The 26,510-nt window shown below is 61.8% G+C and carries 31 protein-coding genes and 2 tRNA genes; 17 read left to right on the plus strand and 16 right to left on the minus strand.

Annotation, left to right across the window (positions count from 1 at the left end; translation table 11 throughout):
- Positions 1-9: 9 nt before the first annotated feature.
- The 6 genes from EFD56_RS19420 to EFD56_RS19445 are packed head-to-tail and all read left to right on the plus strand — an operon-like array spanning position 10 to position 5,713.
- The gene (locus tag EFD56_RS19420; RefSeq protein ID WP_126905998.1) at positions 10-969 is read left to right on the plus strand and encodes an ABC transporter permease; all 960 of its coding nucleotides are present in this window, start codon (positions 10-12) and stop codon (positions 967-969) included.
- A gap of 3 nt (positions 970-972) precedes the next feature.
- Positions 973-1,848 (plus strand): ABC transporter permease, encoded by an 876-nt coding sequence (locus EFD56_RS19425; protein ID WP_064833761.1) that lies wholly within the window; start codon positions 973-975, stop codon positions 1,846-1,848.
- A gap of 19 nt (positions 1,849-1,867) precedes the next feature.
- On the plus strand, positions 1,868-2,785 hold the full coding sequence (locus EFD56_RS19430; protein ID WP_126905999.1) for a dihydrodipicolinate synthase family protein: 918 nt from the start codon (positions 1,868-1,870) through the stop codon (positions 2,783-2,785).
- Positions 2,785-3,810 carry an ABC transporter ATP-binding protein gene (locus tag EFD56_RS19435; protein WP_406550337.1) on the plus strand — a complete coding sequence of 342 codons (1,026 nt, stop codon included), beginning with the start codon at positions 2,785-2,787 and terminating at the stop codon, positions 3,808-3,810. The genes EFD56_RS19430 and EFD56_RS19435 overlap by 1 nt, the downstream gene beginning before the upstream one ends.
- Entirely contained in the window at positions 3,811-4,764 is a 954-nt protein-coding gene (locus tag EFD56_RS19440; RefSeq protein ID WP_126906001.1) for an ABC transporter ATP-binding protein, read from the plus strand.
- A 10-nt stretch (positions 4,765-4,774) separates the two neighbouring features.
- Positions 4,775-5,713 carry a dihydrodipicolinate synthase family protein gene (locus tag EFD56_RS19445; RefSeq protein ID WP_126906002.1) on the plus strand — a complete coding sequence of 313 codons (939 nt, stop codon included), beginning with the start codon at positions 4,775-4,777 and terminating at the stop codon, positions 5,711-5,713.
- 75 nt (positions 5,714-5,788) lie between these two features.
- Here EFD56_RS19445 and EFD56_RS19450 read toward each other — a convergent pair whose 3' ends face one another.
- Entirely contained in the window at positions 5,789-6,187 is a 399-nt protein-coding gene (locus EFD56_RS19450; RefSeq protein WP_064817426.1) for a RidA family protein, read from the minus strand.
- 163 nt (positions 6,188-6,350) lie between these two features.
- On the opposite strand from EFD56_RS19450, the gene EFD56_RS19455 reads away from it, so the two are divergent.
- Positions 6,351-6,944 carry a TetR/AcrR family transcriptional regulator gene (locus EFD56_RS19455; protein ID WP_126906003.1) on the plus strand — a complete coding sequence of 198 codons (594 nt, stop codon included), beginning with the start codon at positions 6,351-6,353 and terminating at the stop codon, positions 6,942-6,944.
- Positions 6,945-7,001: 57 nt separating this feature from the next.
- Here EFD56_RS19455 and EFD56_RS33170 read toward each other — a convergent pair whose 3' ends face one another.
- From EFD56_RS33170 to EFD56_RS19470, 3 genes are all read right to left on the minus strand, one after another.
- Entirely contained in the window at positions 7,002-7,229 is a 228-nt protein-coding gene (locus EFD56_RS33170) for a hypothetical protein (protein WP_004674562.1), read from the minus strand.
- Positions 7,230-7,301: 72 nt separating this feature from the next.
- Positions 7,302-8,336, minus strand: coding sequence for an Atu2307/SP_0267 family LLM class monooxygenase (locus tag EFD56_RS19465; RefSeq protein ID WP_126906004.1), 1,035 nt, complete (start codon positions 8,334-8,336; stop codon positions 7,302-7,304).
- A 216-nt stretch (positions 8,337-8,552) separates the two neighbouring features.
- Complete coding sequence (locus EFD56_RS19470) at positions 8,553-8,954, minus strand: DoxX family protein (RefSeq protein WP_126906005.1); 402 nt, start codon at positions 8,952-8,954, stop codon at positions 8,553-8,555.
- A 245-nt stretch (positions 8,955-9,199) separates the two neighbouring features.
- Between EFD56_RS19470 and EFD56_RS19475 the strand changes: the two genes are divergently transcribed.
- On the plus strand, positions 9,200-10,108 hold the full coding sequence (locus EFD56_RS19475; RefSeq protein ID WP_126906006.1) for a LysR family transcriptional regulator: 909 nt from the start codon (positions 9,200-9,202) through the stop codon (positions 10,106-10,108).
- Between the two features lie 37 nt (positions 10,109-10,145).
- Here EFD56_RS19475 and EFD56_RS19480 read toward each other — a convergent pair whose 3' ends face one another.
- Both EFD56_RS19480 and EFD56_RS19490 read right to left on the minus strand, forming a co-directional pair.
- On the minus strand, positions 10,146-10,883 hold the full coding sequence (locus EFD56_RS19480; RefSeq protein ID WP_126906007.1) for a response regulator transcription factor: 738 nt from the start codon (positions 10,881-10,883) through the stop codon (positions 10,146-10,148).
- A gap of 676 nt (positions 10,884-11,559) precedes the next feature.
- Positions 11,560-12,645, minus strand: coding sequence for a hypothetical protein (locus EFD56_RS19490; protein ID WP_126906008.1), 1,086 nt, complete (start codon positions 12,643-12,645; stop codon positions 11,560-11,562).
- A 527-nt stretch (positions 12,646-13,172) separates the two neighbouring features.
- Here EFD56_RS19490 and EFD56_RS19495 point away from each other — a divergent pair.
- The 8 genes from EFD56_RS19495 (at position 13,173) to EFD56_RS19530 (ending at position 19,847) form a co-directional block, all read left to right on the plus strand.
- The gene (locus tag EFD56_RS19495; RefSeq protein ID WP_126906009.1) at positions 13,173-13,748 is read left to right on the plus strand and encodes a PE-PGRS family protein; all 576 of its coding nucleotides are present in this window, start codon (positions 13,173-13,175) and stop codon (positions 13,746-13,748) included.
- A gap of 104 nt (positions 13,749-13,852) precedes the next feature.
- Entirely contained in the window at positions 13,853-15,568 is a 1,716-nt protein-coding gene (locus EFD56_RS19500; protein ID WP_126906010.1) for a type I secretion system permease/ATPase, read from the plus strand.
- A gap of 14 nt (positions 15,569-15,582) precedes the next feature.
- Positions 15,583-17,028 (plus strand): HlyD family type I secretion periplasmic adaptor subunit, encoded by a 1,446-nt coding sequence (locus EFD56_RS19505; protein ID WP_126906011.1) that lies wholly within the window; start codon positions 15,583-15,585, stop codon positions 17,026-17,028.
- A 7-nt stretch (positions 17,029-17,035) separates the two neighbouring features.
- Complete coding sequence (locus EFD56_RS19510; RefSeq protein WP_010024466.1) at positions 17,036-17,314, plus strand: IS3 family transposase; 279 nt, start codon at positions 17,036-17,038, stop codon at positions 17,312-17,314.
- A 131-nt stretch (positions 17,315-17,445) separates the two neighbouring features.
- Positions 17,446-17,964: a hypothetical protein gene (locus tag EFD56_RS19515; protein WP_064842255.1), complete on the plus strand. Its 519-nt coding sequence runs from the start codon at positions 17,446-17,448 to the stop codon at positions 17,962-17,964.
- Positions 17,961-19,178: an Nramp family divalent metal transporter gene (locus tag EFD56_RS19520; protein WP_126906012.1), complete on the plus strand. Its 1,218-nt coding sequence runs from the start codon at positions 17,961-17,963 to the stop codon at positions 19,176-19,178. Before EFD56_RS19515 ends, EFD56_RS19520 begins: the two co-directional genes overlap by 4 nt.
- Before the next feature lies 1 nt (position 19,179).
- Positions 19,180-19,545, plus strand: coding sequence for a hypothetical protein (locus tag EFD56_RS19525; RefSeq protein ID WP_126906013.1), 366 nt, complete (start codon positions 19,180-19,182; stop codon positions 19,543-19,545).
- Positions 19,542-19,847, plus strand: coding sequence for a PRC-barrel domain-containing protein (locus EFD56_RS19530; RefSeq protein WP_037143276.1), 306 nt, complete (start codon positions 19,542-19,544; stop codon positions 19,845-19,847). The genes EFD56_RS19525 and EFD56_RS19530 overlap by 4 nt, the downstream gene beginning before the upstream one ends.
- Positions 19,848-19,942: 95 nt before the next feature.
- On the opposite strand, the gene EFD56_RS19535 is transcribed toward EFD56_RS19530, so the two are convergent.
- From EFD56_RS19535 to EFD56_RS19580, 10 genes are all read right to left on the minus strand, one after another.
- Positions 19,943-20,018: transfer RNA gene (locus EFD56_RS19535), tRNA-Phe, on the minus strand.
- 236 nt (positions 20,019-20,254) lie between these two features.
- A complete protein-coding gene (gene yacG / locus EFD56_RS19540; RefSeq protein ID WP_016734832.1) occupies positions 20,255-20,467 on the minus strand; it encodes a DNA gyrase inhibitor YacG in 213 nt (70 codons plus the stop codon).
- Between the two features lie 32 nt (positions 20,468-20,499).
- Positions 20,500-21,120, minus strand: coding sequence for a Maf-like protein (locus tag EFD56_RS19545; protein WP_012482617.1), 621 nt, complete (start codon positions 21,118-21,120; stop codon positions 20,500-20,502).
- Positions 21,121-21,175: 55 nt separating this feature from the next.
- Positions 21,176-21,394, minus strand: coding sequence for a translation initiation factor IF-1 (infA, locus tag EFD56_RS19550; RefSeq protein WP_003545338.1), 219 nt, complete (start codon positions 21,392-21,394; stop codon positions 21,176-21,178).
- A gap of 123 nt (positions 21,395-21,517) precedes the next feature.
- Positions 21,518-21,994: an arsenate-mycothiol transferase ArsC gene (locus EFD56_RS19555; RefSeq protein WP_037143274.1), complete on the minus strand. Its 477-nt coding sequence runs from the start codon at positions 21,992-21,994 to the stop codon at positions 21,518-21,520.
- 5 nt (positions 21,995-21,999) lie between these two features.
- Complete coding sequence (locus EFD56_RS19560; RefSeq protein WP_012482615.1) at positions 22,000-22,473, minus strand: UPF0262 family protein; 474 nt, start codon at positions 22,471-22,473, stop codon at positions 22,000-22,002.
- A 4-nt stretch (positions 22,474-22,477) separates the two neighbouring features.
- Positions 22,478-23,776, minus strand: coding sequence for a histidinol dehydrogenase (hisD, locus tag EFD56_RS19565; protein ID WP_126906014.1), 1,299 nt, complete (start codon positions 23,774-23,776; stop codon positions 22,478-22,480).
- Between the two features lie 51 nt (positions 23,777-23,827).
- Positions 23,828-24,259 carry a DUF2948 family protein gene (locus EFD56_RS19570; protein WP_126906015.1) on the minus strand — a complete coding sequence of 144 codons (432 nt, stop codon included), beginning with the start codon at positions 24,257-24,259 and terminating at the stop codon, positions 23,828-23,830.
- A 95-nt stretch (positions 24,260-24,354) separates the two neighbouring features.
- Positions 24,355-25,647 carry a UDP-N-acetylglucosamine 1-carboxyvinyltransferase gene (gene murA / locus EFD56_RS19575; protein ID WP_064826911.1) on the minus strand — a complete coding sequence of 431 codons (1,293 nt, stop codon included), beginning with the start codon at positions 25,645-25,647 and terminating at the stop codon, positions 24,355-24,357.
- A 90-nt stretch (positions 25,648-25,737) separates the two neighbouring features.
- Positions 25,738-25,932 (minus strand): hypothetical protein, encoded by a 195-nt coding sequence (locus EFD56_RS19580; RefSeq protein ID WP_012482611.1) that lies wholly within the window; start codon positions 25,930-25,932, stop codon positions 25,738-25,740.
- 155 nt (positions 25,933-26,087) lie between these two features.
- Between EFD56_RS19580 and EFD56_RS19585 the strand changes: the two genes are divergently transcribed.
- Positions 26,088-26,162, plus strand: a tRNA-Thr gene (locus EFD56_RS19585).
- Positions 26,163-26,510 lie beyond the last annotated feature (348 nt).

A 26,510-nucleotide genomic window follows, 5' to 3' on the forward strand; every position in this document is an offset into this window, starting at 1 on the left:
CGGATTTTCATGCTGAGATACAGTCTCCGGCGGCTGCTAATCGGAGTGGGCATGCTCTTTGCCTTGAGCATGCTGATCTTCATCATGCTGCGCCTTACCCCCGGCGATCCGATCGACGCCTATATCGACCCCAATGTGCCGATGTCAGCGTCGGATCTTGCGGAACTGCGCGTCACACTCGGCCTCGACCAGCCGCTGCCGGTGCAATATGTCGCCTGGCTGCAGCAGGCGCTGACGGGAGATCTCGGCTATTCGAACAAGCGGCCCGATCAGCCAGTGCTCGGCCTCGTGCTGTCGCGGGTCGGCCCGACGGTTCTGCTGATGGGATCGGCGATCGCGATCGCGATCATCGCCGGCATCGCGACCGGCATCGTCAGCGCGGTTCGCCGCAACTCCCTCGCCGACCTGTCCTTGTCGGTCTTGGCGGTCACCGGCATTTCCAGCCCGCCCTTCTTAAGCGCGCTGGTCGGCCTCTATCTGTTTTCGGTCTATTTCCGCTGGATGCCCTCCGGCGGCATGCTGACGCCCGGCCGGGAGTTTTCCGTCGCCGACCTCCTACACCACCTCATCCTGCCGGCGACCCTGCTGGCCGTGGCGCAGACGGCGCTGATCATGCGTTATATGCGCGCGTCCATGCTCGAGGTGCTGAACCAGGACTATGTGCGCACGGCGCGCGCCAAGGGCGTCTTCGAATTCTGGGTCATCACCAAACACGCCCTGCGCAATGCGCTGCTGCCCGTCATCACGCTGATCGGCTCGACCATCGGCCTTGCGATCGGCGGGGCGATCTTCATCGAAAGCGTCTTCAACTGGCCCGGCATGGGCCTGCTGATGGTCGATGCGGTGGAGGGCCGCGACTATCCTGTCATCATGGGTTCGACGCTGGTGATCGGCGCCTGCGTCATCGCCGTCAACCTTCTGACCGATCTGGCCTATGCGATGGTCGATCCGCGCATCAAGGTGGGCTGAGTGATGCTGGCACGAAGCCCCGCCCGCAGTCCGGGCCCGATCGCACGCTCCCTGCATCGCTTCCTGCTCAACCGGGCCGCCTTTGCCGGCCTGTGCATGATCGCGCTGGTGATCGCGGCAATCCTTTCCTATCCGCTGTGGTGGAGCTTCAAACCCAACGACATCGATCTGCTGGCGATGAATGCGCGGCCGGGATCGGGGCACTGGTTCGGCACCGACGGCGTCGGCCGCGACATCTTTGCCCGGGTGATGGACGGCGGCCGGATCTCGCTTTTGGTGGCGCTCACCTCGACCGTCATCTCCGCCATCATCGGCTTCCTGGTCGGGGCGGTCTCGGCGCTTGCCGGCCGCTTTGCGGATGCGGTCACCATGCGTTTTGTCGATCTTGTCATGACGCTGCCGCCGGTCATCTTCCTGCTGGTGCTCGCCTCGATCGCCGGCACCGGCATCTGGCCGACGGTCTTCGTCATTTCGCTGCTCTCCTGGCCGCTGCTGGCGCGCATGGTGCGCGCGCGGCTGCTGGAACTGCGCGAGCGTGACTTCGTGATGGCGGCAAGAGGCATGGGGGCGGGTCTGCCGCACCTGCTCTTCCGCCACGGCCTGCCGAACTCGATCGACATCCTGGTCGTCTTCGCGACGCTGCAGATCGCCAATGCCATCCTGCTCGAGGCCGGCCTTTCTTTTCTCGGGCTCGGCATTGCGCCGCCGGCGGCAAGCTGGGGCAACATGCTGAATGCCGCCCGCTCCACCGCCGTGCTCGAACAATATCCCTGGCAGTGGCTGTTTCCCGGCGGCTTTCTGGTGCTGGCCGTCCTGGCAATCAACTTCATTGGCGATGGTCTTCGCGATGCCTTCGACCCTCGCGCCGAATTAAACTGACGATCGAAAGAAAGCGAAAATGAGCAAATTCAAGGGTGTCGTTCCTCCCGTCATAACCCCGCTGAACAAGGATTACACCGTCGACTACCCGTCCTATACGCGGGTGCTCGATAACCTGATCGAGGCCGGCTGCCATGGCCTGTTCGTGCTCGGCTCGACCAGCGAGGTGATCTTCCATGATGAAAAGACCCGCCGAGAGATCATCGAGCACTCGGCCAAGGTCATCAACGGCCGGGTGCCGCTGATCGTCGGGGTCATCGATCCCACCACCCACCGGGTCATCAACCATGCCAGGATCGCCAAATCGGCCGGCGCCGACGCGGTTGTCGTGACGGCGCCGTTCTACACGGTTACCAGCCAGCCCGAGACCATCGATCATTTCCGCTATATCCGCGATGCGGTCGACGTGCCGCTGATCGCCTATGACATTCCCGTCTGCGTGCATGTGAAACTGCAGCGCCAGACCAGCGTGACGCTGGCGAAGGAGGGAACCATCATCGGCATCAAGGATTCGAGCGGCGACGACGGCAATTTCCGTTACGTGCTGCTCGATCTCGCCGACAACAAGGATGTCTTCCTGATGACCGGTTCCGAGATCGTCGTCGACACGGCGCTGCAGATGGGCGCCCACGGCGTGGTGCCCGGCATCGCCAATGTCGATCCGCATGGCTACGTCAGGCTCTGGAATGCCGCCCAGCGCGGCGACTGGGTCGCGGCCCGCAAGGAGCAGGAGCGGCTCTGCCGGCTCTTCGAAATCGTCTGGGTCGGCTCGGGACGTGTCAGCGGCGGTGCCGCCGGTATCGGCGCCTTCAAGGCGGCGATGAAGAGCCTCGGCATCATCGATACGGCGCTGATGCCGCGCCCGCGCGCGGCCCTCAACGAGGCCGAGACTGCAAGGATCGACGAAATTCTGCGCGCCACCGGCCTGCTTTCCTGATGGACACCATGCCACAGACCACCGACACCATTCTCGACATCAAGGGGCTGCGGACCATCTTCCGCATCCGCTCGGGCGCGGTGACGGCGGTCGACGGCATCGATCTCAGCGTGGCGGCGGGCGAGACGCTGGCGCTCGTCGGCGAGTCCGGCTCGGGCAAATCGGTCACCAGCCTTTCGGTCATGCGGCTCCTGACCCGCAATATCGGTGCGATCGCCGCCGGCCGCATCGATCTGAAGCGCAAGAATGGCACCATCAGCAATCTCGTCGACCTCGCCGAAAAGGACATGCGCGCTGTTCGCGGCAATGATATCGGCATGGTCTTCCAGGAACCGATGTCGAGCCTCAACCCGGTCTACACCATCGGCGATCAGATCTCGGAGCCGATCCGCATTCATCGCGGGGCGAACCGGAAAGCCGCCATGGATGCGGCCGTCTCGCTTCTCGACAGCGTCGGCATTCCCGATGCCAGGCGCCGTGCCGGTCAATATCCGCACGAATTATCCGGCGGCATGCGCCAGCGCGCCACGATCGCCATGGCGCTTGCCTGCGACCCGACGCTGCTGATTGCCGACGAGCCGACGACGGCGCTCGACGTCACCATCCAGGCGCAGATCCTCGCCCTCCTGCAGGCGCTGCAGCGCGAGCGCGGCATGGCCATGCTCTTCGTCACCCATAATCTCGGCGTCGTCGCCGAAATCGCGCATCGGGTGGCGGTCATGTATGCCGGGCGGATCGTCGAGACCGGGCCGGTGGCCGACGTTTTCCGCAATCCGCGGCATCCCTATACGATCGGCCTCCTGGCCTCGATGCCGAAACTCGGTGACGCCAGCCGGATGAAACAGGCGGGGGAAAGGCTGGCGGCCATTCCGGGCGTCGTGCCGAGCCTGATGAACATGCCGGCCGGCTGCGCTTTCCAGCCGCGCTGCCAATTTGCCATCGACGCCTGCCGCTCGGCCGTGCCGCCGCTCGCCAATGTCAATCCGCGCCATAAGAGCCGCTGTATCCGCTGGCAGGAGATCTAAATGAGCGAGCCCCTTCTCTCCGTCCGCGACCTTGGAAAGGATTATACGTCCCGCGGCGCCAGGCTGACCATTCTGCGGGGCATTTCCTTTGATATCGGCAAAGGCGAGGTGGTCGGGCTGGTCGGCGAATCCGGCAGCGGCAAGACGACGATCGGGCGATCGGTGCTGCGCCTCATCGAACCCTCCGCCGGCAGCGTCCGCTTCGACGGCACCGAACTCACGGGCCTGTCCTCATCGGCCATGCGGCGCCTGCGGCCCCGGATGCAATATATTTTTCAGGACCCGTTCGCGAGCCTTTCACCGCGCATGACGATCGGCGAAATCCTGACCGAGGGGCTGAAGATCCAGGGCCTCGGCACGGCAAAGGAGAGACTGGAACGCGCCCGCGCGGCGCTCGAACAGGTCGATCTTCCCATGGACGCCGTCAATCGTTACGCCCACGAGTTTTCGGGCGGCCAGCGGCAGCGGATCGGCATCGCCCGGGCGCTGACGCTCGCACCCGAATTCATCGTCGCCGACGAGCCGGTCTCCGCACTCGATGTCTCGATCCAGGCGCAGGTGATCAATCTTCTGCGTGACCTGCAGCAGAGCCTTGGCCTGACCATGCTGTTCATCAGCCACGATCTCGCCGTGGTCGAATATATCTGCGACCGGGTGATCGTCCTCTATCTCGGCCGGATCATGGAAATCGCGCCAAGTGCTGTGCTTTATGCCAGGCCGCTGCATCCCTACACCAGGGCGCTGCTGTCGGCGATCCCTTCGCCCGATCCCGATGCGCCGCGCAACCGTCAGATCCTCAAGGGCGATATTCCAAGCCCCGCCGATCCGCCGAGCGGTTGCGTCTTTCGCACGCGCTGTCCGAAGGCGCTAGCGGCCTGCGGCGAGACCGTGCCGGAGCTGCGTGAAATGACGCCGGGGCATTTCAAGGCCTGCATCCGCGATGACCTGACCTGAAGGAGGTGAGATGACGATGACAAGCCGCCGCCATCCGATCGCCGGCAACTGGGCAAGCCTGCTCCTGCCGATCGCCGAGGACGACAGCATCGATTTCGAAAAGCTCGGCGAGGAAATCGACATTCTGATCGCCGCCCAGGTCGACGGCATCTATTCGAACGGCACGGCGGGTGAATTTCATAACCAGACCGAAACGGAATACGAGCGAATTCAGGAAATGTTGGTGTCGCGCTGCCGGGCGGCCGGAATGGCCTTCATCATCGGCGCCTGCCAGCCCGATCCGATCATCATGCTCGATCGCCTGCGCCGCGCCACTGCCCATAAGCCATTGGCAATCCAGGTGATCCTGCCCGACTGGTGGCCGCTCACCAATCTCGAAGCCATCGATTTCCTGCAACGGGCGTCGGAGGCCGCCGACGGCATCCCGCTGATCCTTTACAATCCCCCGCATGCCAAACGTGTTCTGACGCCAGCCGAGCTCAGCGACGTGTGCGGCCCCTGCCCGTCGGTGGTCGGGATGAAGATCGCCGATGGCGACGACGCCTGGTATGCACAGGCACGCGCCTATCTCGGCGAATTTTCCCTGTTCATTCCCGGCCACCATCTCGCCACCGGCATCAAACGGGGCGTTGCTGCCGGCGCGTTTTCCAATGTCGCCTGTCTCAGTCCCCGCGGCGCCCAAGCCTGGACAGCGCTGATGCACACCGACATCGACGCCGCGCGGGAGATCGAAAGCCGCATCTGCGCCTTCATGGACAGTCACATCGTCCCGTTTCGACGTGAGCACGGCTATTCAAATGCCGCGCTCGACAAATTGCTGGCGGGGATCGGCGACTGGGGTCCTGTGACCACCAGACTGCGTTGGCCTTACCGCTTTATCAGCGAGCAGGACGCGAATGGTCTACGCGATCGGGCTCGCCGGATGATCCCGGAACTCTTCGCTCGGTAGATGGGATCTCACGCGTCCATCGTCACAGTCTACGACGCAGACCGAGCGGCCAGGCTGCCGCAGGATCATCGCGGATCATGCATTCGAAGGGATGCGGGCGATCACCTTAATCTCGAAATCGAAGCCTGCGAGCCAGTTGACGCCGACCGCAGTCCAGTTCGGATAAGGCGCCTTGCTGAAAATCTTCTGCTTGGCAGCCATGATCGTTTCGAACTGGTTTTCGGGGTCGGTGTGGAACGTCGTCACATCAACCAGATCCTCAAAGGTGCAGCCTGCGGCCTCCAACGTCGCCTTGAGGTTTTCGAACGCCAGCCCGACCTGGCGTTCGAAGTCGGGCTCCGGTGTACCGTCGGAACGGCTGCCAACCTGGCCGGAGACGAAGAGAAGGTCACCGGATCGGATGGCGGCGGAATAGCCGTGTTCCTCGTAAAGAGCATGCCGGTTTGCGGGAAAGATTGCTTCGCGTTGAGTCATTGTCGAACTCGTTTCGGTTTGTTGACTGGACACCGCCGAGGCCGCGATACAACAGGAGCTTCCCATCTTGCCGCCTCATCTGATATACGGTTCGTATCTGAATAACCGTATACGCGGCGTACGTCAAATTGATATACGTCGTGTATGTGAAATTGGAGTTGAGATGGTCAACCGCCGTGTCGAGACAATGGAGGAAAATCGCCGGAAGCTGATCGCCGCCGCGCGAAAGGCCTTTGCCGAGAAAGGATATGCGGCCGCCTCGATGGACGATCTGACGGCCGACGTGGGCCTCACGCGGGGCGCCCTTTACCACAACTTCGGAGACAAACGCGGGCTGCTGGCCGCGGTTGTCGACCAGATCGACACCGAAATGGCCTTGCGCGCCCAGGAGATCGGCGCCCGTGCGGGTGATGGTTGGCAGGGCCTGCTTGCCGAAGGTGCAGCCTATATCGAGATGGCGCTCGACCCGGAGGTCCAGCGCATCGTGCTGCTCGACGGACCCGCAGTGTTGGGCGATCCATCCCAATGGCCGAGCCAGAGCAACTGTCTTCAGGCGACCAGACAGGCGATCGAGCGCCTGATCGCACAAGGAACGCTGAAGCCGGTCGATGCGGAAGCAGCCGCCCGGCTGTTGAGCGGCGCTGCGCTCAATGCCGCGCTCTGGATCGCTGCCAGCGATACACCGAAGGGGGTGCTGCCGAAGGCTGTCGAAGCCTTCACCGCTTTGGCTTCGGGCCTTCTCAAGACATCGGCGTAAGTTCGGTTCTTGATTGCACGGAATGGAGTGCGCGGCGCGGCCAAGCCCTGTCGCCCGTCACAGATAACTGCCGAAAACCAGAAGCAGCGCACCGACCGCGATGATCGCAAGCGCCGGCCAATTCCGCGATAAGCCGAGGAACCTCAGGCCCTGGCGCCGCGGTTCCAACGTCGCGCCGGTTTCCGGCATCAGGTGCGGATCACTCGGTCTTCGACGAAGCGTCGGCCGTAGAAGAAAAAGAAGGCCGCCGATTATCAGAGCGGCACCGATCAGAACTGCCCACATCGTCACCTCCGCGGGGAATACGGATCTAGCCTAAACCAGACCGGCTCGTGATTGTTCCGTTGCTGCAGCCGTTTAGACAGAGGCGCGCCGTACCGAGGGCGCGACCTCGATGCCCAGCAGTTCGATCGAGCGGCGCATGGCTTCGGTTTCGAGCGCCGCTGTGCTCATTTGGAACGTCACTCGGGAAACACCCCCCAACGCCGCGCTCGCTTCCCGTGCCTTGGCGATGACGGTCTCAGGACTGCCGATCAGAAAGGCGCCGCGAGGGCCGCACATCGCCTCGAACTGGGCGCGCGACGGCGGCAGCCAGCCCCGTTCCCGGCCGGCCTGAGACATCATCTGCTGCCAGCCGGGAAAGAAGGCATCCCTCGCAGCGTCATCCGTATCGCCGACGAAACCCATTGCGTGCACACCGATCTTCTCTTCTGCCGGCGGATGGCCGGCTGCCGCCCAGGCGTGTCGATAGAGATCGACGAGAGGCCGGAAACGTTCGAAATGGCCGCCGATGATGGCGACCATCAGCGGCAGGCCGAGTGTGCCGGCGCGGGCGAAGGATTCGGGCGTTCCGCCGACGCCGAGCCAGACGGGCAGCCGATCCTGATGCGGACGCGGATAAACCCCTTCGCCATTGAGCGGTGGGCGGAAGCGGCCCTGCCATTTGATATGCGGCGCCTCGTTGAGCTTGAGCAGGAGATCGAGCTTTTCGACGAACAATGCGTCATAGTCCCTGAGGTCGTAGCCAAAGAGCGGATAGGCATCGATGAAGGAGCCGCGGCCGACCACCAGTTCGGCTCGTCCGCGGGAGATGACATCGAGGGTTGCAAACTCCTGGAACACGCGCACCGGATCGGCCGCACTGATGACGGCAACAGCGCTTGTCAGCCTGATCCTCCTGGTCCGCGCAGCCGCTGCCGCCAGGATCACTGCAGGAGCCGAATCGAGCGCGTTCTCGCGGTGATGCTCACCCATGCCGAAGACATCGAGGCCGACGGCGTCTGCCAGTTCCACCTCGGCGAGCACCCTTTCCATGCGGTCGGCCGCCGACTGCAACTGCCCCGTTTTCGGGTCGGTCGCAAGCATCGCAAAACTGTCGATACCGATTTCCATGGCTCAGTCCTTCCAGGTGAGGTTGTTCGGATATCCGTGTCCGGATTCAATAGGCACTGCCGGTGCGCTGCGGTTCGGGCCAGCCGAGCGACTGGCCGAATTGTGTCGTGTGGCATCCGGCGGCGGAAAGGGACACAAGCAGGACGATGGAGAAGCGAAACATTGGAACCTCGAAAAGCGGTATCGGCGGCGGCGCCGGAGCGGTCGGCGCCGGGATCAGCGGATTGCGTCAAGGATGATGGCGAAGGCGCGGCGGTGCATCCAGGCTATGCTGCCGGTGATCAGAAGCAGAATGATCGCCGGCACCGGACTGCCGCCGATGACGAAGAGATGGGTCAAAACGGCGAAGACCATTGTGACGGAAAGCAGCAACGCACCGAAGGCTGCCGTCGCCGGAATCAGCAGGGCAATCGCTCCGGTGACCTCCACAGCACCCGTCAGGATGCGGAACCACTGGCCGGCGCCGATCTGGTCGAAGATTGCGACCATCATCGGGACACTCGCGAGCTTGGCGCTGCCGGCAGCGAGAAATGCCGCCGCCGCGAGGCTCCGCAGGCTCCAGGAGATAATCTTTGCGGTTTTGTTCCGATCCGCCGATGACGCCGATGTAGAATGCATTTGGCACCTTTCCTTTGTTGCCGCTCGCTCTGTGGTTTGGGGAGCGCAGCTCACGTGGCGCTTCGATGCCATGATCAGACCCATCCGAACAGCCGGTATTTTCTGAGACAATCTATCGGGCAATCCGATATTGCTCTATGCTTCCATCAGCATGTCGTTGGCTCGGAGCGCTGCACACGTCTCGGCGACATTGCAATCAGGCGCCCGCAAAAGGCGGGCGTTATCGAAATCAGCGGAGGTTTGCCGTGTTGGACGGTCTATCGCTCGATCAGCTCAGGACATTCATCAGCGCTGCGGACGAAGGCAGCTTTTCCGCAGCCTCGCGCAGGCTCGGGCGCGCCCAGTCGGCGGTCAGCGAGTTGGTTCGCAGCCTGGAGATTCAGCTCGGTGTCACCCTCTTTGACCGCAGCGGCCGTTATCCCAGGCTGACGGCAGCCGGCAGCAGGCTGCTTTCGACCGCCCGCGAGGTCGTCGCCAAGGTCGATTCCTTCAAATCGCAGGCGAAAGGAATGGCCACGGGCCTTGAGCCGGAGCTTTCGGTCGCCATCGACGTGTTTTTCCCCATTCATGTCATCGCGGAGGCCGCCAAGGATTTCCGGCAGCAATTTCCCGAAGTGCCGTTGCGGCTGTTCGTGGAGGCGCTCGGCGGCACCGTTCAACCCATTCTCGATCAACGGGCCGGTTTCGGCATCGTCGGATCCTTGCCTGCCATGCCGGCCGGCATTCTCACCGAACCTCTTGCCGGCGTGACGTTCCTGGTCGTTGCTGCGGCGGATCATCCGCTGGCGGCGATCGGAGGAACGATCTCCAGAGCCGAACTGGCAAAACATGTGCAGCTGGTGCTGACCGATCGAACCGAACTGTCGAGAGGGCGTGAGTTCGGCGTGATGTCGCCGCAGACATGGCGACTGGCCGACCTCTTCGCCAAGCATACGTTCCTGCTCAATGGACTGGGTTGGGGCGGCATGCCCGAGCACGCGGTCAGGGCGGATATTGCGGCCGGACGGCTGGTCGAGCTGGCGGTCGAGGATATTTCGGCCAGCGGACTGAGGCTGCCGATGTCGGCAGCCTACCGCTCGGACGGTCCGCCGGGACCCGCTGGCCGCTGGCTGATCGAGCGCCTGAAGATTTGTTCAGGCGCCCAGGCAAACTAACGCATGTCAATGCAAGTGTTTTACGACGCCCGCAAAATTAGGTCGGCGAAGCGTCGTGCCCGCCGGCGGCTCTTTGAATCAGGCGGGCAACCACCTCGGTCCGGTTCTGCGCCTGCAGCTTGCGCATGATATGCTGCAAATGCATCTTCACCGTATGCCCGGACAAATTCAGCTTTCCTGCAATCACCTTATTTGAACAGCCGCTTTGCAGCTCTGCGAGGATATCCGCTTCCCGCGGCGTAAAGTCGGCAATCGCGAGGTATTGCGTCCTGTCATCCAATCTTCTTTCGGCCTCGTTTCTGGCCGGGCCATGCTCGTTCGAGCCGTTTGTCACGGCGCCCAGCAGCTGCGGGAAAAATGTTCCTCCGGCCAGAACGAGACGAAGGCCGGCAAGGGCGATGTCAACGGCAAGCGAAGTCGAGAAAAAGCCGCGGATGCCCATCTTCAGCGCCTGACGGGCGATGATGGCATCGTCGGTCCCTGAGAGCAACGTGATAGGAGCATCGGGAAAACGTGCAGCAATCGCTGCCAGATCTTCACGCAGGCTGGCGCTTTCGACCGCTCTGCCGGCCAGATCCAGTGCAATCAATCGGACATCGGCGCCAAGTGCCCGATCGAGACTCTCGGTCGAGACCAGATCGATAAAGTTCCACCCGGCGAGTTCCCGCTCCAGCAGTTTCACCACGGTGGTGCGCGCTAAGGTAGAATTCCCAATGACAATCACGGTTAGTGTATTGCGCCCCACCCGGCGCCTGGGTCCAGAACTGGCGGACATTGCGGGCTCCCCGGAATATTTGCAACCCAACAGCTAGTGATATTAATCCCGTTCTCACTACATGTCATGATAAAAAGCGAGTGTATTACCGATACCAATAGTCCGTTCCCTCCCGATAATTCTTATAGTCTATAAGATTTTTTCGAGAGATAATCGTGCCGGCAAGAGCACGTTTCATGCCGATATGCTGGCTGAACTTGCCGTCGCGGGCTTCCGGCCTTCGCGGAATTCACGTACGGCAAGCGGGGTCAAAAAGCGTTCAAGGTTTTGAAAAGGCAACAGATTTGCGACAGCTCCATTTGGCAGGGCGCTGGTGGATAGAACGCGCTGCCGACAGGCGCGGCTTTGTTTCCATATCGCAATTCAAAGCAACCACGGACCCGACAGCAAAACGACAAACGCGAAAGGCAACAAAAGCCCGAGATCGGTGCCATACCCGTTATGATTACCGAATGTGTCGCTCCTATCGGTGCATTTAATACCAGTTTGGGTCGTGTTCGCTCAGGCTCCCACGGCGCCGGCGCCGCCAGATGCCGCGCAGATCTCGCGGTCTCGCGGCCGAAATCGGCGACGGTGCAGGATGAGGCATAGCGGGATGTTCGCCATCTCGGTAAGCGCGGCGTCATGCCGGCACCGGAAAAACGACCGGCAGTGTAATTGGGAGCTTACCGATAGATCAGCTGTGCATGAAGCTCAGTATGTCGTCGACGAGAGCCGAATGGGCGTCCGTGAGGTTACCCTCTCCGCCGTGGCCCGCGATGCCGGCCAGCTGCAGCGCGTGTTGATCATAGAGGACATGGTCGATCTGCTGGGCGTCCGCCGTGCCGCCGGCGGGAACGGCGATGTTGATGGGATGGAAATAGCCGAAATTGAGGTCGACCATGTTGCCGGTCGCCGATCCGATCCCGCCACCGCCGCCGACATGGTTGCCGGTAAAAATCGTGTCGGACGACAGATTGAAGCCACCGCCGTTGCCGCCGACGCCGGCGATCTGCACAGTGCCCTGATCGAAAATCACATTGTTTGTCTGATGGGCCTCGGCCGAGCCGCCTGCGGCGCCGATGGCGATGTTGATCGGCGAGAAGATGGCGATACTGACATCGACCATGCTGCCGACGAAATATCCATCGCCACCGTGGCCGGCATAATTATCGCCGGTGAAGGTGAGCGACGTTCCCGGGCTCAACGACGGGCCATGGCTCGCGACGTTGTGATCTCCGCCCGAGCCGCCTATGCCGCCGATCTGGGTTGCGCCCTGCAGGAACAGCGCGTTGTTCGATTGGTCGGAGTGCGCCACCGCGCCGGGACCGGCAGCCACGGCGGTATTGACGGGGGCAAACAGCGCGACCTCGGTGCTGACGAGCCCACCATAGAAGAGACCGGTGCCGCCGCTGCCGGCATGATTGGCGTCACCGCCGCCGATGGCAACATTGCCGCTTCCGCCATTCCCGCCTATTCCCGCCATTTCGGTGGGATGCTGGTTGATGAAGGCGTCGTTGCCCTGAACGGCCTCGGCAGCCGAATGAGGCCCCGCAATGGCGGCGTTGGACGGCATGAAGACGGCCAGTGCATTGCTGCTGATCACACCTTCGCTTATCCCGTCACCGCCGCTGCCGGCTGAATTGGAGCTCGGACCGGAAGCGACATCCAAGGGAAGCCAGGTCGGCACCAGTGCCAGATGCCCCGCAGCCACATTGAAGGCGGGGTTTTGATCGGCGCCCGCTCTGGGCAGGTCTTCCGATAAGGGACGAATTTCCGTCATGACCGTCTCCGTTCCACGACCAACCGCGTCCGCCGAGCGGCCTCAATTGTGCATCCATTGTGCCTCTGAACGGAGGAAAAGCGGAGCCTGCAATTCGTCTACGCCTGGTCGGCTAGTCCTGTAGCCATTTGGCTGTCATCGCCGCTGCCAGCCGTCAATCCCCCCGCCTTTGGGACCAGCAGCCCTGCATCCTGCGGCGGGACACGAAGTCTTTTCAACACCGGACGGGAACTCCTGCGCCAAGCGCAGCCTGCCCAGGCGCCGGAACAAAGCCGGCCGGCCTGGGCGGCCGTTGTCTGTGGCAGGCCACCCGGGGCCGGATCACTCAGGGCTTATCCGAAACAACGCACCGTCGCACCAAGTATACGCCCATAAGAACATCGCCGAATATCTAGATAGTTTGCAGCTTAAATCGTGGCAAGATTCGACCGCGGTTGTATTGGCCGGGGCGGCGAACTGAATATCAACGCCGTAAGGGGACACCGTAAAAGGAACTCGGACGAAACGAAGTAGAAGGAGCGATATCAATGCCTATTCCACAAATATCCGACACGATTCATCTCAACAATCCGGATGCCGGCGACGCGAATGCCGGCAACGGCGGTGATGGCCACAATCACGGGAATATCGACTACAACCCGGTTGCATATATCAGCCCCGTGCAAACGGTTGCCGGGGCAACTACCGATCTGCACAACGGCGATCACGTCTGGCAGAAAGCGGACTGGGATGCCGGCAATGGCGGACCCGGTGGCTTTACCGAGGCCCAGAATGGCTTCTTGGCGAAGATCTCGAACAGCGGCGCCGGCGGGGCCGGTGGAGATACTCATTCCAACGGCAACCAAGGAAACGAGAGCGGCGGCGACACCGCTTCCGTGGCTGCGGCGACGACCGCGACGCAACACACGCAGCTGATGGCGGATCAGCATGCCAACATCCTCGCAGGCGTCGGCGGCAACGGCGGCAACGGAAACATGGCCCGTGGCGGCGACATAGCGTCGGCTCTGGTTCACACCGATCCCGAAACGACGACGGTGCACAATTCTCTCGATCACTTCATAAACGCCTTTGGCGATATCGACCTCAGCCATCTCGGCTCATGAACGCTGGTCCGGAGGGCCGCCGGTTTCGGCCGGCGCCCCTCAGCCGCTACTGAACCAATCCGCAGCCTCCTTCGTGTCAGTATCAAATGCAGCGAGATCTGATAATGACAACGACTTTGATAAAACCAGCGCGCCCGCAGACACATCTGGTACTTGCGCTGCGCGCTTGTGCCGGAGCCTTCGGCCTGGTCTTCCTCTACAGCTGCGGCTACAATCTCTTTCTTCTGGCGCCGTCCATCTATCTCCTGCAGATCTATGACAGGGTCCTGTCGAGCCGCAGCGCCGATACGCTCGTGATGCTGACGCTGATCATCGCCATCGCCGTGCTGGTCGGGTCCATGCTGGATATCGTGCGCCGGGCAGCGCTTTCGCGCGTCGGCAGCTGGGTGGATCACAGGCTGCGGCCCATGGTGCTGACCGCATCGTTCGAATATGCCGCCCGCGTCGACGCGGGAGCCGCCACCGAGTGCTACAGGGACCTCGCCGCGCTGCGCCAGTTTCTCGATTCACCGGCGAGCTCGCTGTTTTTCGACGTTCCCTGGGCGCCGGTATTCCTGCTCCTGCTCTTTCTTGTTCATCCGCTGCTTGGGACCATCGGTCTGTTGAGCGCAGTTGCACTTCTGCTATTTGCGTTCCTGACGGAATTGGCGACGCGCGAGCCGCTTGCCCATGCCAATGCCGCCCTTTCGAGGAGCTATTTCCGATTTGCGACCGCCCTCAAGAACATCGAGGTGATCCGGGCAATGGGCATGCAGGATGGCGCGGCGATGATCGTCTACCGCGATGCCGAAATGGCAAGAAGGGCGCAGGACATCGCGATGCATCGCACGGAGATCATTCTTGGCTTCTCCAAATCGATCCGCACGCTCGCGCAGATCCTGATGATGGGATCGGCGACCTGGCTGGTGCTCGCCAACAGCGGCAGCCCCGGAATCATCTTCGTTGCGAGCCTGCTGCTCGGGCGCGGGCTTGCCCCGATCGAGGGCGCAATCGGTGCATGGCGCTCCTTTACCTTTGCCAGGAATGCCTTCAATCGCTTGAACAGGATGCTGATAACAGTCGCATCGGAACAGGATGGCCGTATTGTGCCGTTTCCGGAGCCCAATGGGCTGGTTCTCGAAAATGTCAGCTATGTCACGCCATTCGCCGATCGGCCGATATTGACTGGCATTACTTTGCGCCTCGCGCCGGGCGATTGCATAGCGCTGATCGGTCCGTCGGGATCGGGAAAATCGACCCTCGGTCGTGTCATGGCAGGCGTGGTGCCGCCAACGAGCGGATGCGCCCTTCTCGGCGGGGTCGATATTTCGGCTCTGCGCCTCTGCGGCGGGGCTCGCCACGTCGGATACCTGCCGCAGGACATCGAACTCTTCGGCGGCGCCATCAAGGATGTGATCGGCCGGCTGGACGGAGAAGATCCCGGCAAGGCGATCGACGCCGCAAAGCTGGTCGGATTGCACGACGCGATCATGCGGCTGCCCCAGGGCTACGAGACCGACATCGGTGAAAACGGCAGCCTGCTCCTCAGAGCCCAGCGCCAACAGCTGGGGCTGGCCCGGGCGGCCTATGGAAATCCGTCTCTGATCGTTCTCGACGATCCGAACTCGAGCCTCGATTATGACGGCGAACGGATGCTGTTTGCGGCCATCGAGCGCATGAAAGCCCGGCGGATGACCGTCGTTATCATAACCCACCGGATGGGAATCCTGCCCGTCACCAACAAGATCGCCATCATGCGTAACGGCACGGTGGCTGCCTTCGGCGACAGCGAACGGATTTATGAAACCTATCTTCAACCGCCGTCTCGAACAGGAACATAGGGAGGGACGCCGCCATGACCCTTGTTTCACTGGACGCCACGCCGGCGAGACTTTCAAATTCGCCAAGGACGGACCAGCGCTTCGCTCGACGATCAGCACCGGCAGCCAGGCAAGAGACGGCCTATACGCCGGTGATCAAACAGAAACAGCGTGGCCCCGCCCCCGCTTCGCCGATGCCGGGGCTCAGGGGCGTTGTCTGGATGGGGAATCTGTTGATCCTGGTCTTCGTCGTCGGCTTGGGAATCTGGTCGGTTTTGGCGCCGCTGAAAAGTGCGGCGGTCGCATCGGGCGTCATCGAACCGGAGTCCAGCCGCAAGACCATTCAGCATCTGGAAGGCGGCATCGTGCGACGGATCCTCGTCAAAAACGGCGACGCTGTCATATCAGGGCAGATCGTCATCGAACTCGACGACACGAAGTCCCGCTCGGAGCGCGACAGCATCCAAGGGCAGCTTTGGGACGCCGAAGGAAACCGCGCCCGCCTGCTCGCGGAGCAGGCGGGCGCAGACCAAGTTACCTATCCCGAGGATCTCAGGGCCGCGATGGACAGATATCCTGCCGCCAGCGCGATTCTGACCGGACAGCAGAAAATCTTCGAAGCCCGTCGCCAAGTCATGCAGGCGGAAATTCAGATCACCAATGAGAGAATCGCACAGGTGCGGCAGGAAATCGTCGGACTTGGCGCGCAGAAGACGGCGCTGGCCGACCGAGCCGCAATCTCGAGCCAGGAACTGGATCAGGTTATCGCCCTCAGCGCCAAGGGGCTGGAAAGAAAGAACAGACTTCTCAACCTCCAGCGGGAAAAGGCAGATCTTGATGGCCAGCAGGGTGAAGTCGCGGCGCAGATCTCTCGCGCTTACCAGGTGATCAGCGGGGCACAGGCCGATCTGGCAAAACTCGAGAGCGACCGGCTGAGCGAAATCGCCCAGGGCATGCGCGATACGGAAGGCCGGATCATGCAACTGCGCGAGCGCCTGCGGGCCATCGACGACCAGCTTTCGAGAACCGATATCCGCGCTCCCGAGGATGGCACGATCATGAACCTGCGCGTCCATACATCGGGTGGGGTGATCGGCGCGGGCGAACCGCTTGTCGATCTGCTGCCGCGCTCCGATCGGCTGATCGTGTCAGTTCACGTCAGACCGGAGGACATCAATCTCGTCCGTGCGGGGCTGGAGGCCCAGGTGCATCTCCTGCCCTACAATCAGCGCCGCGTTCCGCTGCTCAAAGGTCGGGTCGAATATGTATCGGCCGACCGTCTCATCGATACGCAGACCGGCCAATCCTATTTTGCCGCGACCATCCGCGTCACGGACGAGCGGCTGGCGAAAATGAGTGATGTCGAGCTGGTCGCCGGCATGCCCGCCCAGACACTGATCGAAACGGGCGAAAGCAGCGTGGCCTTCTATGCCGTCAGGCCACTTTTCGACAGTTTCAACAGAGCATTTCGTGAGGACTGAAGCGGTGATGGGCAAGCGAAAATATGACGACGACCAGATTACGGGCATCCTGAAGGAACACCAGGCCGGCGTGACGGTGGCGGATGTTTGCCTCAAGCACGGTATCAGCGAGCCGACCTTCTATCGGTGGCAATCCCTGCAGTCCGGGAATGCCGGCGTGCATGCAAAAAGGGTGAGAGCCCTGGAGGAAGAGAACCAGAAGCTCAAGAAGCTTTTGGCCGAATCCATGCTTTCGGCGGCAACGCTGAGCGAGATGCTGGCGAAGACAACGAAAGGGCGGCACTGACCTCGAAACAAATGGGGCATGACCGCGGCCCATTTCCGAAGCGGCGTCAGGTGGATGGAACTAGTTGGTCGGTCACCGGTTGATGGATGAGCGAGTCGTCATAACAGCGCATTCTTCGTAGGGAGCGCACCTTGACCGAATGTTCATCGCCGCGCACCTCCTTTACGCCTCGTACGCAAGCGCGGCCAGTCGACAAGATTTGGGGGCAGGATTGCTTTCCGATTGATTCAGGACAAACGGTCGAACGAAATCCGCCCTTCTCCAAACCGGCCTTGTGTGCGCTTCTTCTGCTGTCGCTCGTTTCCTGTTCGAACGAAGACGAGCAGTCCCGTAAGCGAATGCAGGAAATCCTCTCGTGGAGCGCCAGCGCCGAGATGATCCTCGATGCCCGCCTTGGCGCACGTGTTCCAGAGGGTTTCACCGATCTTGCCGTGGAGCGGTGCCAAAAGGAAATTTCGGATCTTTCATCGCAGCTGCCGCAAACATCGAGATATGATCAAGCGCGAGCGGCTGCGGCCAGATTCAATGGATTGATCGCCGCAGCACACGACGAGATCCGTCACGGCCGCTTTGAACAGGGCCAACAGCATCTCGTCGAGCTCCGCCGCCACGAGGCGGAGCAGCGTGCGACCTCTGGTGCAGCCGGATGAAGAAGCTGCTTCAGATTTCGCTGGGGATCGTCACCAGCGTCGGGGGTTTTATCGAAACCGGTCAGATTGCAACCTCGAGCCAGGCCGGCGCAGCCTACGGATTCAGCCTGCTTTGGCCCATCGTCATCGGCACAATCTGTCTCATCTTCCTGATTGAAATGGCGGGGCGATTTGCGATCGCCAGCCATCACACCGTCGCGGATGGGTTGAGGGAACGCTTTGGAGCGAATTACTTCCTGGTCACTTTGTTGATCATTTCGATCGTCAATCTGCTCGTCCTTGCGTCAGAGATCGGCGGCATTGCTCTGGCATTGCAATTCGTCAGCGGTGTCGGTTTTCAGTGGTGGGCCTTGCCGGTCGCCTTCATCGTGTGGCTCCTGCTCTGGAAGGGCACGTTTGGCATGATCGAAGATGGCGTCGCCATCATGGGCTTGGTGGCGCTGTGCTTCGTGGTGGGTGTGTTTGTCATGGGCCCGCCTTGGCTGGAGGTGGCAAAAGGCTTGGTGCCAACGCTACCGCACAAAGAGCCGCTGCACTATGGTTTCATTGCCGTCAGCATTCTCGGAGCCGTCATCGCTCCGTTTCTGTTCTTGTTTTACTCGTCAGGCGCGATCGAGGAAAAATGGGATAAGAGCTTCTTCGGCGCCAATCGCGTGATCGCGCTGTTGGGAATGAGCTTTGGCGCCGTCATTGCAGCGGCAATCCTGATCGTGGCGGCACTCGTCTTTCCGCCACGCGGCATCACAGAGATCCAGGGATATGACCAGATTGCGCCGATATTGACCCCGGCGTTCGGCGAATGGGGCTTTTACCTTTTCGCGGCTTCGCTCGGAATCACCTGCTTCGGTGCTGCGCTCGAAGCAAGCCTTGGCCAGGCCTATCTGGCTGCCCAGGGTTTCGGCTGGAATTGGTCGGAAGATGCCAAGCCCGGGACCAATCCGGCCTTTGCGCTTGTCTACACGGGCTTCATCGCCATCGCCGTCCTGCCGATCGCGATCGGCGTCGACCCCCTCCAGCTGACGATTTTTTCAATGGCGATCACCGCCCTGGCCTTGCCCTTCGGCGTCGTTCCATTTCTGTTTTTGATGAACGATCGCAATTTTGTTGGAGAACATCGGAATGGATGGATCAGCAATGCCGCCGTGCTGGCCATTATCGGCCTGTCGTTCATCGTCGCTCTCATAACCCTTCCGCTGCAAATCTTTGGAGGATGATATGCTTTTGATCCGTGACGTCCTCGACAAGCAAATGGTCGACCAGGAGCAAAATCGTATCGGCAAGGCAGACGGCGTCGTCCTGAGCCTTTCCGACGGCGACCCTCCCAGAGTCGCTTTCATCGAAATGGGAAGTGTGACGCTGTCGCGCCGTCTGGGCCGCTGGCCGCATCGCTTTGTGCTTTGGCTGTATCGAGCGGCCGGCACAGATGATAGGGCTGAGGTCTTCCGCGTGCCCTGGGCAAAAGTGAGAGACGTTGGGATCGACATCGAAGTGGACGTGGATCGTCGCGAGACGCCATTGGAGCGTTGTCAGGATTGGCTGAGGCGCCACGTGATCAGCTGGATCCCGGGAGGGCAATCATGACCGAGATTCGGCTCGAACTCCTGCTGGGCAGACAGGTTTACGACCTTGACGGCGAGGCTGTGGGTCGTGTGGAAGAGATCAGAGCGGAAGCACGCGGCGCGGATCTTTACGTCGTGGAATATCACCTCGGCCCCTACAGCCTCTTTGAACGGCTCTCCGCGCTTGCCATTGGTCGCGCGGTTTTGACCGCGATAGGGGCATCCGGCAGGAAAAAAGCGGTACCATGGGACAAGCTTGACATGCGGGATCTCGAGCACTTGCAAGTGACTTGCCGAAAGGCCGCTTTGCATACGCTGGACTGAGGCTGCCCTCGCGCCGAGCCGATTGGCGCCCCGTCCAATCAATAGGCCGTGCTGCTATGAGACTGTATCAATGAGACTGGTTTGCAGGAAATAAGTGGTGCCCAGGACCGGAATCGAACCAGTGACACGCGGATTTTCAATCCGCTGCTCTACCAACTGAGCTACCTGGGCTAACCTGCTTCTCAAGAGTTCTTCGCGAAAAGAACCGCGGGGCCTTGGTTCGCCCCGGAAGCGAGCGGGGTTATAGCATCTTGTTCGCTCATGGCAAGCGTCAAATGACTCTTTTTTGACGGTCTCGCCGGATTTGCCGATTCATGAGGAAAAATAAGAGCTTCGGCGATAGATTTCGCTAAAGCGCGTCGTATTAAATTTGATTCATGCGACGCGCTTTAGCCGGGCGACATGCTTTAGTTTTCCTCGTCGGGGTAATCGGCCTTCGTCTCGTCATCGGCAACCGGAATGGCATAGGAGCCGGTCAGCCAGCGGGAGAGATCGACCTCGCGGCAGCGGTTGGAGCAGAAGGGATAATGTTCGCGATTCGACGGTTTGCCGCATTCGGGGCAAGGGCGCGTCTTGCGCAGCGGTTCGACCTTGGCGGCGGCTTTCCTGTCTTCAGGCATGATCGGTCCGTCCTATGGCGTCGGCCGCGGGCTCAGGCCTCGGGCCACCGGCTATGCACATCGAAGCCTTCGCCGGTCAGAAGCACAATGGTTTCATAAAGCGGCAGGCCGACGACATTGGTGTAGGAGCCGACCATCTTCTGCACGAAGGTGCCGGCGAGGCCCTGGATGCCGTAGGCGCCCGCCTTGCCGCGCCACTGGCCGGAGGCCAGGTAGTTTTCGATCTCGAAGCCGGACAGCCGCTTGAAGCGCACCTTGGTCTCGACGATCTTCTGGCGGATCTTGCGATCCGGCGTCACCAGGCAAACGCCGGTATAGACGAGATGGTTGCGTCCGGACAAAAGATGCAGCGAGCTCAGCGCTTCGTCGGCAAACTCGGCCTTGCCGAGAATGCGCCGGCCGACGGCGACCACCGTATCGGCGGAAAGGATATAACTGCCCTTCCAGGTGATATCGCCCTTGATGGCGGCAAGGGCGGCTTCCGCCTTCTCGGCCGAAAGCCTTCGGGCGAGCGAACGCGGATGCTCCGACTTCTTCGGCGTCTCGTCGATATCCATCGGCATCAGGCGCGAAGGCTCGATGCCTGCCTGGTTGAGCAGGTCGACGCGACGAGGCGAACCCGAAGCGAGAATGAGCTTGTATTTCAGCGCCATGGAACCTCGACCATCGGCAGACGGGAGAAGGACCCTTGCAGGACCTTGGGCAAGCTTACTTGAAACGGTAGGTGATGCGGCCCTTGGTCAGATCGTAGGGCGTCATTTCCACAAGCACCTTGTCGCCGGCGAGAACGCGGATGCGGTTCTTGCGCATGCGGCCGGCGGTATGGGCGATGATCTCGTGTTCGTTTTCAAGCTTCACGCGAAAGGTCGCGTTCGGCAGAAGTTCGGTGACGATTCCCGGGAATTCGAGGACTTCTTCTTTCGGCATATAGTGGTTTTCTTCCTGTGGGTTGAAGAGGCAGCGCAGCGCGCGCCTTTAAAATTTGGGCGGAAACTACACAATCAAGGCGGGTTTGTGAACCTTGTTGATCGGGCTTTCCGTCATTTGTTTTCACGCCGATTGCGCGGCAATGCCATTTCGTTTCAGCAGCCGGCTTTCGATGAGGCCGGTGAGGTGATTGCGGACCTCGCGATAGCTCTCGAGAATCTGCTCGCGCGTGCCGCTGACAACCGTCGGGTCCATGGTCGGCCAGTAGACGACGTCGATTGCATTCGAGCGCGTCAGCTCGAGTGCGGCGTGATGGGCCTGCGGCGACAGCGTGATGATCAGATCGAAATAATCGTCCTCGAGCTCTTCCAGCGTCTGCGGCTGGCGGCGCCCGAGGGAAAGCCCGATCTCCTCGAGCACGACATCGACGAAGGGATCGCGTTCGCCGGCGCGAACGCCGGCCGACCTTATATAGGTATTGGACGGCAGAATGCTACGGGCGATGATCTCAGCCATCGGCGAGCGGATGGCGTTCAGCCCGCACATGAAGAGGATGGCGCCCGGCCTCTTTCCCTCCCCGACGTCGGCGGCGAGCTCCATCTCCGTCACCCGCGCCAGTAGAGCACGCAGACCAGCGTGAACAGCCGCCGGGCGGTGTCGAAATCGATCTCGATCTTGCCGGTGAGCCTGTCCTTCAGCGTCTGCGACCCCTCATTGTGGATGCCGCGCCGGCCCATATCGATCGCCTCGATGCGGCTTGGCGTCGCCGAACGGATCGCTTCGTAATAGCTCTCGCAGATCATGAAGTAATCTTTGACGATCCGCCGGAAGGGCGTGAGCGACAGAATATGGGTGGCAACATTGCCGCCATCTTCGGTGGTGATGGCGAAGACCAGCTTCGAATCTGCAAGCGAGATGTTCAGCCGGTAGGGCCCGCCGGCATGACCGATCGGCGCAAAGCTGTTCTCCTCGATCAGGTCGAAGATGGCGACGGCGCGCTCATGCTCGACATCGGGCGTCGAACGGCCGATCGTATCGTCCAGGACGACGTCGCAAAGCCGGAAATCGCCCGCCGCCATGCCCTCACCTTTCGAGGTTGAGGCGGATCGCGACCGATCGCGCATGGGCATCGAGACCTTCGGAGACCGCCAGCGCGATCGCCGCCGGGCCAAGCGTGCGCAGCTCACCCGGCCCAAGGCGCAGGATCGAGGTGCGCTTGACGAAATCGAGCACCGAAAGGCCGGAGGAGAAGCGCGCAGAACGGGCCGTCGGCAGCACATGGTTCGAACCGCCGACATAATCGCCGATCACTTCGGGTGTATGGGCGCCGATGAAGATCGCGCCGGCATTGCGGATGCCGTCGAGCAGTCGGTCCGGATCGGCGACGGCAAGCTCGAGATGTTCGGCGGCGATGCGGTTGGCGAGTGGAATGGCCTGTTTCAGATCGGCCACCAGGATGACCGCGCCGAAATCGCGCCAGCTGGCGGCCGCCGTCTCGGCGCGGTTCAGCGTCTTCAGCTGGCGTTCGACCGCCTGCTCTACCGCCTTGCCGAATGCGGCATCGTCGGTGATCAGGATCGCCTGGGCGCTGGCATCGTGCTCGGCCTGCGCCAAAAGATCGGCGGCGATCCAATCGGGATTATTGTCCTTGTCGGCAATCACCAGCACCTCGGAGGGGCCAGCAATCATATCGATGCCGACGGTGCCGAAGACATGGCGCTTGGCGGCGGCGACATAGGCGTTGCCGGGACCGGTGATCTTGGCGACCGGGGCGATCGTCTCGGTGCCATAGGCGAGAGCGGCGATCGCCTGGGCGCCGCCGACGCGGTAGATCTCGCTCACGCCGGCAAGCCTGGCGGCGGCGAGCACCGCCGGATTGACGGCGCCGCCGGTGGCGGGAACGGCGATGACGATACGGTCGACGCCGGCGACCTTGGCCGGCACGGCATTCATCAGCACCGAACTCGGATAGCTCGCGGTGCCGCCCGGGACGTAGAGCCCGACCGCCTCGATCGCCGTCCAGCGCGAGCCGAGACGGACGCCGAGATCGTCCTCGTAAATATCGTCCTTCGGCAGCTGCCGGCGATGATGGCTCTCGATGCGCAACGCCGCGAGCTTCAGCGCCCCCAGCACTTCGACAGGCACCGCTTCAATGGCGGCGTCGATCTCTTCAGGCGTGACGCGCATCGGCACGGTGGCGAAATCGATGCCGTCGAATTTCAGCGAATATTCGGCAAGCGCCACATCGCCGCGCGCCCTGACGTCATCGATGATGGCGCGGGCCACCGTGTTCACATCCTCGGAGACTTCGCGCTTCGTCGTCAGGAAAGCGGCGAAATGCTGCTCGAAACCTTCCGATGCCTGATCCAGCCAGATTGCCAAGGCCGATATTCCTTCTCAACTCGAAACCGCAACATTCAAACGTCTGGCGCGTCAGGGATGGCGCGGCTTGGAAGCCGCCTCCCAGGCGCCGCCGATATCGGCGAGCTGGATCTCGATGCATTCGACATCGAGCGCAATCGAGGCATTGCCCGACAGCGTCAGCTCGACCGTGCCGTCCGGCCCCTCGCCCTTCTTCTCGAAGCGCAGCGCCAGGAGCGACAGCACCTCGTCCCGTTTTGTGCGGTCGATGCCAAGCGAACGCACGGCCAGCACGCGCTTGAAGACCAGGGCAGCCCGGCGGCGCTCGAAACCCCTGCGCTTGCGCCCGGCACCTTCCCAGACGAAACGATTGGCGGCAAGGGCGAATTGCGCCTCACGCGGCGACCAGTCGATGTCACCGACCTTGAAGACGCTGTCCTGCATATGCGCGGAGATGATGGCAAGATCCTCATCATCGAGCGCAACAAGCTTCAGATCGGTCATTCAGTCTTATCCCAGCAGGCACCGCCGGAATGGCGATGCGTCAGACAAGGGAAATAGGATGCTGCGACCGATTACGCAACCGGGATGAACGAGGCTTACTCGCTGATGCGCTGGACGACGGCACCGCAGCGGGTCAGCTTCTCCTCGAGCCGCTCGAAACCGCGATCGAGGTGATAGACGCGGGAGACCGTGGTTTCGCCCTCGGCGGCAAGGCCGGCGATGACGAGCGAAACGGAAGCACGCAGATCGGTCGCCATGACAGGCGCACCGCGCAGGCGCTGGACACCTTCGATCTTCGCCGTCTGGCCGGAGAGCGTGATCCTGGCGCCGAGGCGGGCAAGCTCCTGCACGTGCATGAAGCGGTTTTCGAAGATGGTCTCGGTGACGTGCGAAATGCCGGAGGAGCGGGTCATCAGCGCCATGAACTGCGCCTGCAGATCGGTGGGGAAGCCCGGGAAGGGATCGGTGACGATATCGACCGGCTTGATGCCGGCGCCATTGCGCTTGATGCGCATGCCGTTGTTGGTCGCGGAGATGTCGGCGCCGGCGCGGCGCAGCGTCTCCACCGCGGTTTCGAGCAATGCCACATCGGTGTTTTCGAGCACGACGTCGCCGCCGGCCATGGCGACCGCCATGGCATAGGTGCCGGTCTCGATGCGATCCGGCAGGACGCGATGACGGGCGCCGGAGAGCGAGGTGACGCCCTCGATGGTGATGGTCGGAGTGCCGGCGCCGGAGATCTTGGCGCCCATGGCGTTCAGGCAGTTGGCGAGGTCGACGACTTCAGGCTCGCGGGCGGCATTGCCGATGACCGTGGTGCCGCGGGCAAGCGTCGCCGCCATCATCATCACATGGGTGGCGCCGACGGAAACCTTCGGGAAGGTGTAGCGCGCGCCGATCAGGCCGCCATCCGGGGCCTTGGCGTTGATGTAACCGGCATCGATCTCCATGGTCGCGCCGAGCGCCGTCAGGCCTTCGATGAAAAGATCGACGGGGCGCGTGCCGATGGCGCAGCCGCCCGGCAGCGACACGCGGCAATGGCCCTCGCGCGCCAGCAGCGGCCCGATGACCCAGAAGGAGGCGCGCATTTTCGAGACCAGCTCATAGGAAGCAGTGGTATCGACGATGGTGCGGCAGGTGAAATGGATCGTGCGGGCGTAGGAATCCTCCTGGCGCTCGCGGCGGCCGTTGACGGCGACGTCGACGCCATGATTGCCGAGGATGCGCATCAGAAGTTCGACATCGGCCAGATGCGGCACGTTTTCCAGCGTCAGCGTATCGCTGGTCAGCAGCGAGGCGATCATCAGCGGCAGTGCGGCATTCTTGGCGCCGGAAATCGGAATGATGCCATTCAGCTCATTACCGCCGACGATTCTGATACGATCCATGTGCGCTTACTTCCTGAAAGTTCTGACGTGAAAGAGGAGTGGGTGTTTAGGGGATTTTTTGCGGAGCTTCAATTCGTGCCGGACGGAACATTACGATTCGTCCATTTTTGCGGCGGGCAGCCCATTTGTTTCGTCGGCCTGGCCGGAGCGGCGGGCGCGGACCTGCTGTTTGCGTCGGCTGAGATTTTCCCTGAGCTTTTCGGCGGCGCGCTCGCGGCGCAGTTTCGCCTGTGCCTCGATCGCCTGTTTGCGGCTCTGCTGGCCGGTTTCGGTCTTGTCGTTCATGTCACAGAATTAACCGAATTCGCGCCGATCCAAAAGTCCCCCGCATCGCAATCCACGCGAAGTTGGAATTTGTTGCTTGCGCTTGCCGTCAAGCTGTGGCAATAGCCGCCCCGTTCCCGCGATTGAGCCGCCCGGCTCCCCCGGGTCCTGGTCCTGCTGCCGTAGCTCAGTGGTAGAGCACACCCTTGGTAAGGGTGAGGTCGGTGGTTCAATCCCACTCGGCAGCACCAGTTTTCTAATCCGACATCATTTCTCGCGCTTGGCTGGCCAGTCCCTCATCCGCCTGCCGGCACCGACCGGGGTCGAGCCACGGGTCTCGACCCGTCCTTCGGACCCCCGTAAACGGGGCGAAGGGGATATGCCGCAAGCTTTTCGTCCCCCGTAAGCCTCGCGTAGGGCACCTCCCCTCGCCCCGTTTACGGGGAGAGGGTTAGGGTGAGGGGCTGCCAACGGTACAGCCCGGGCAGATCCCTGACAGAATGAACCGGGTTGATGGTTGACAAGTCATAGTGCGTCGGAGGGAGGGCTTCCGATGCCATTTGTGGAGACTTGTCGCATGGAAGAACGTGTTCGGATGC

The sequence above is a fragment of the Rhizobium phaseoli genome (assembly GCF_003985125.1).
GTDB lineage: Bacteria > Pseudomonadota > Alphaproteobacteria > Rhizobiales > Rhizobiaceae > Rhizobium > Rhizobium phaseoli.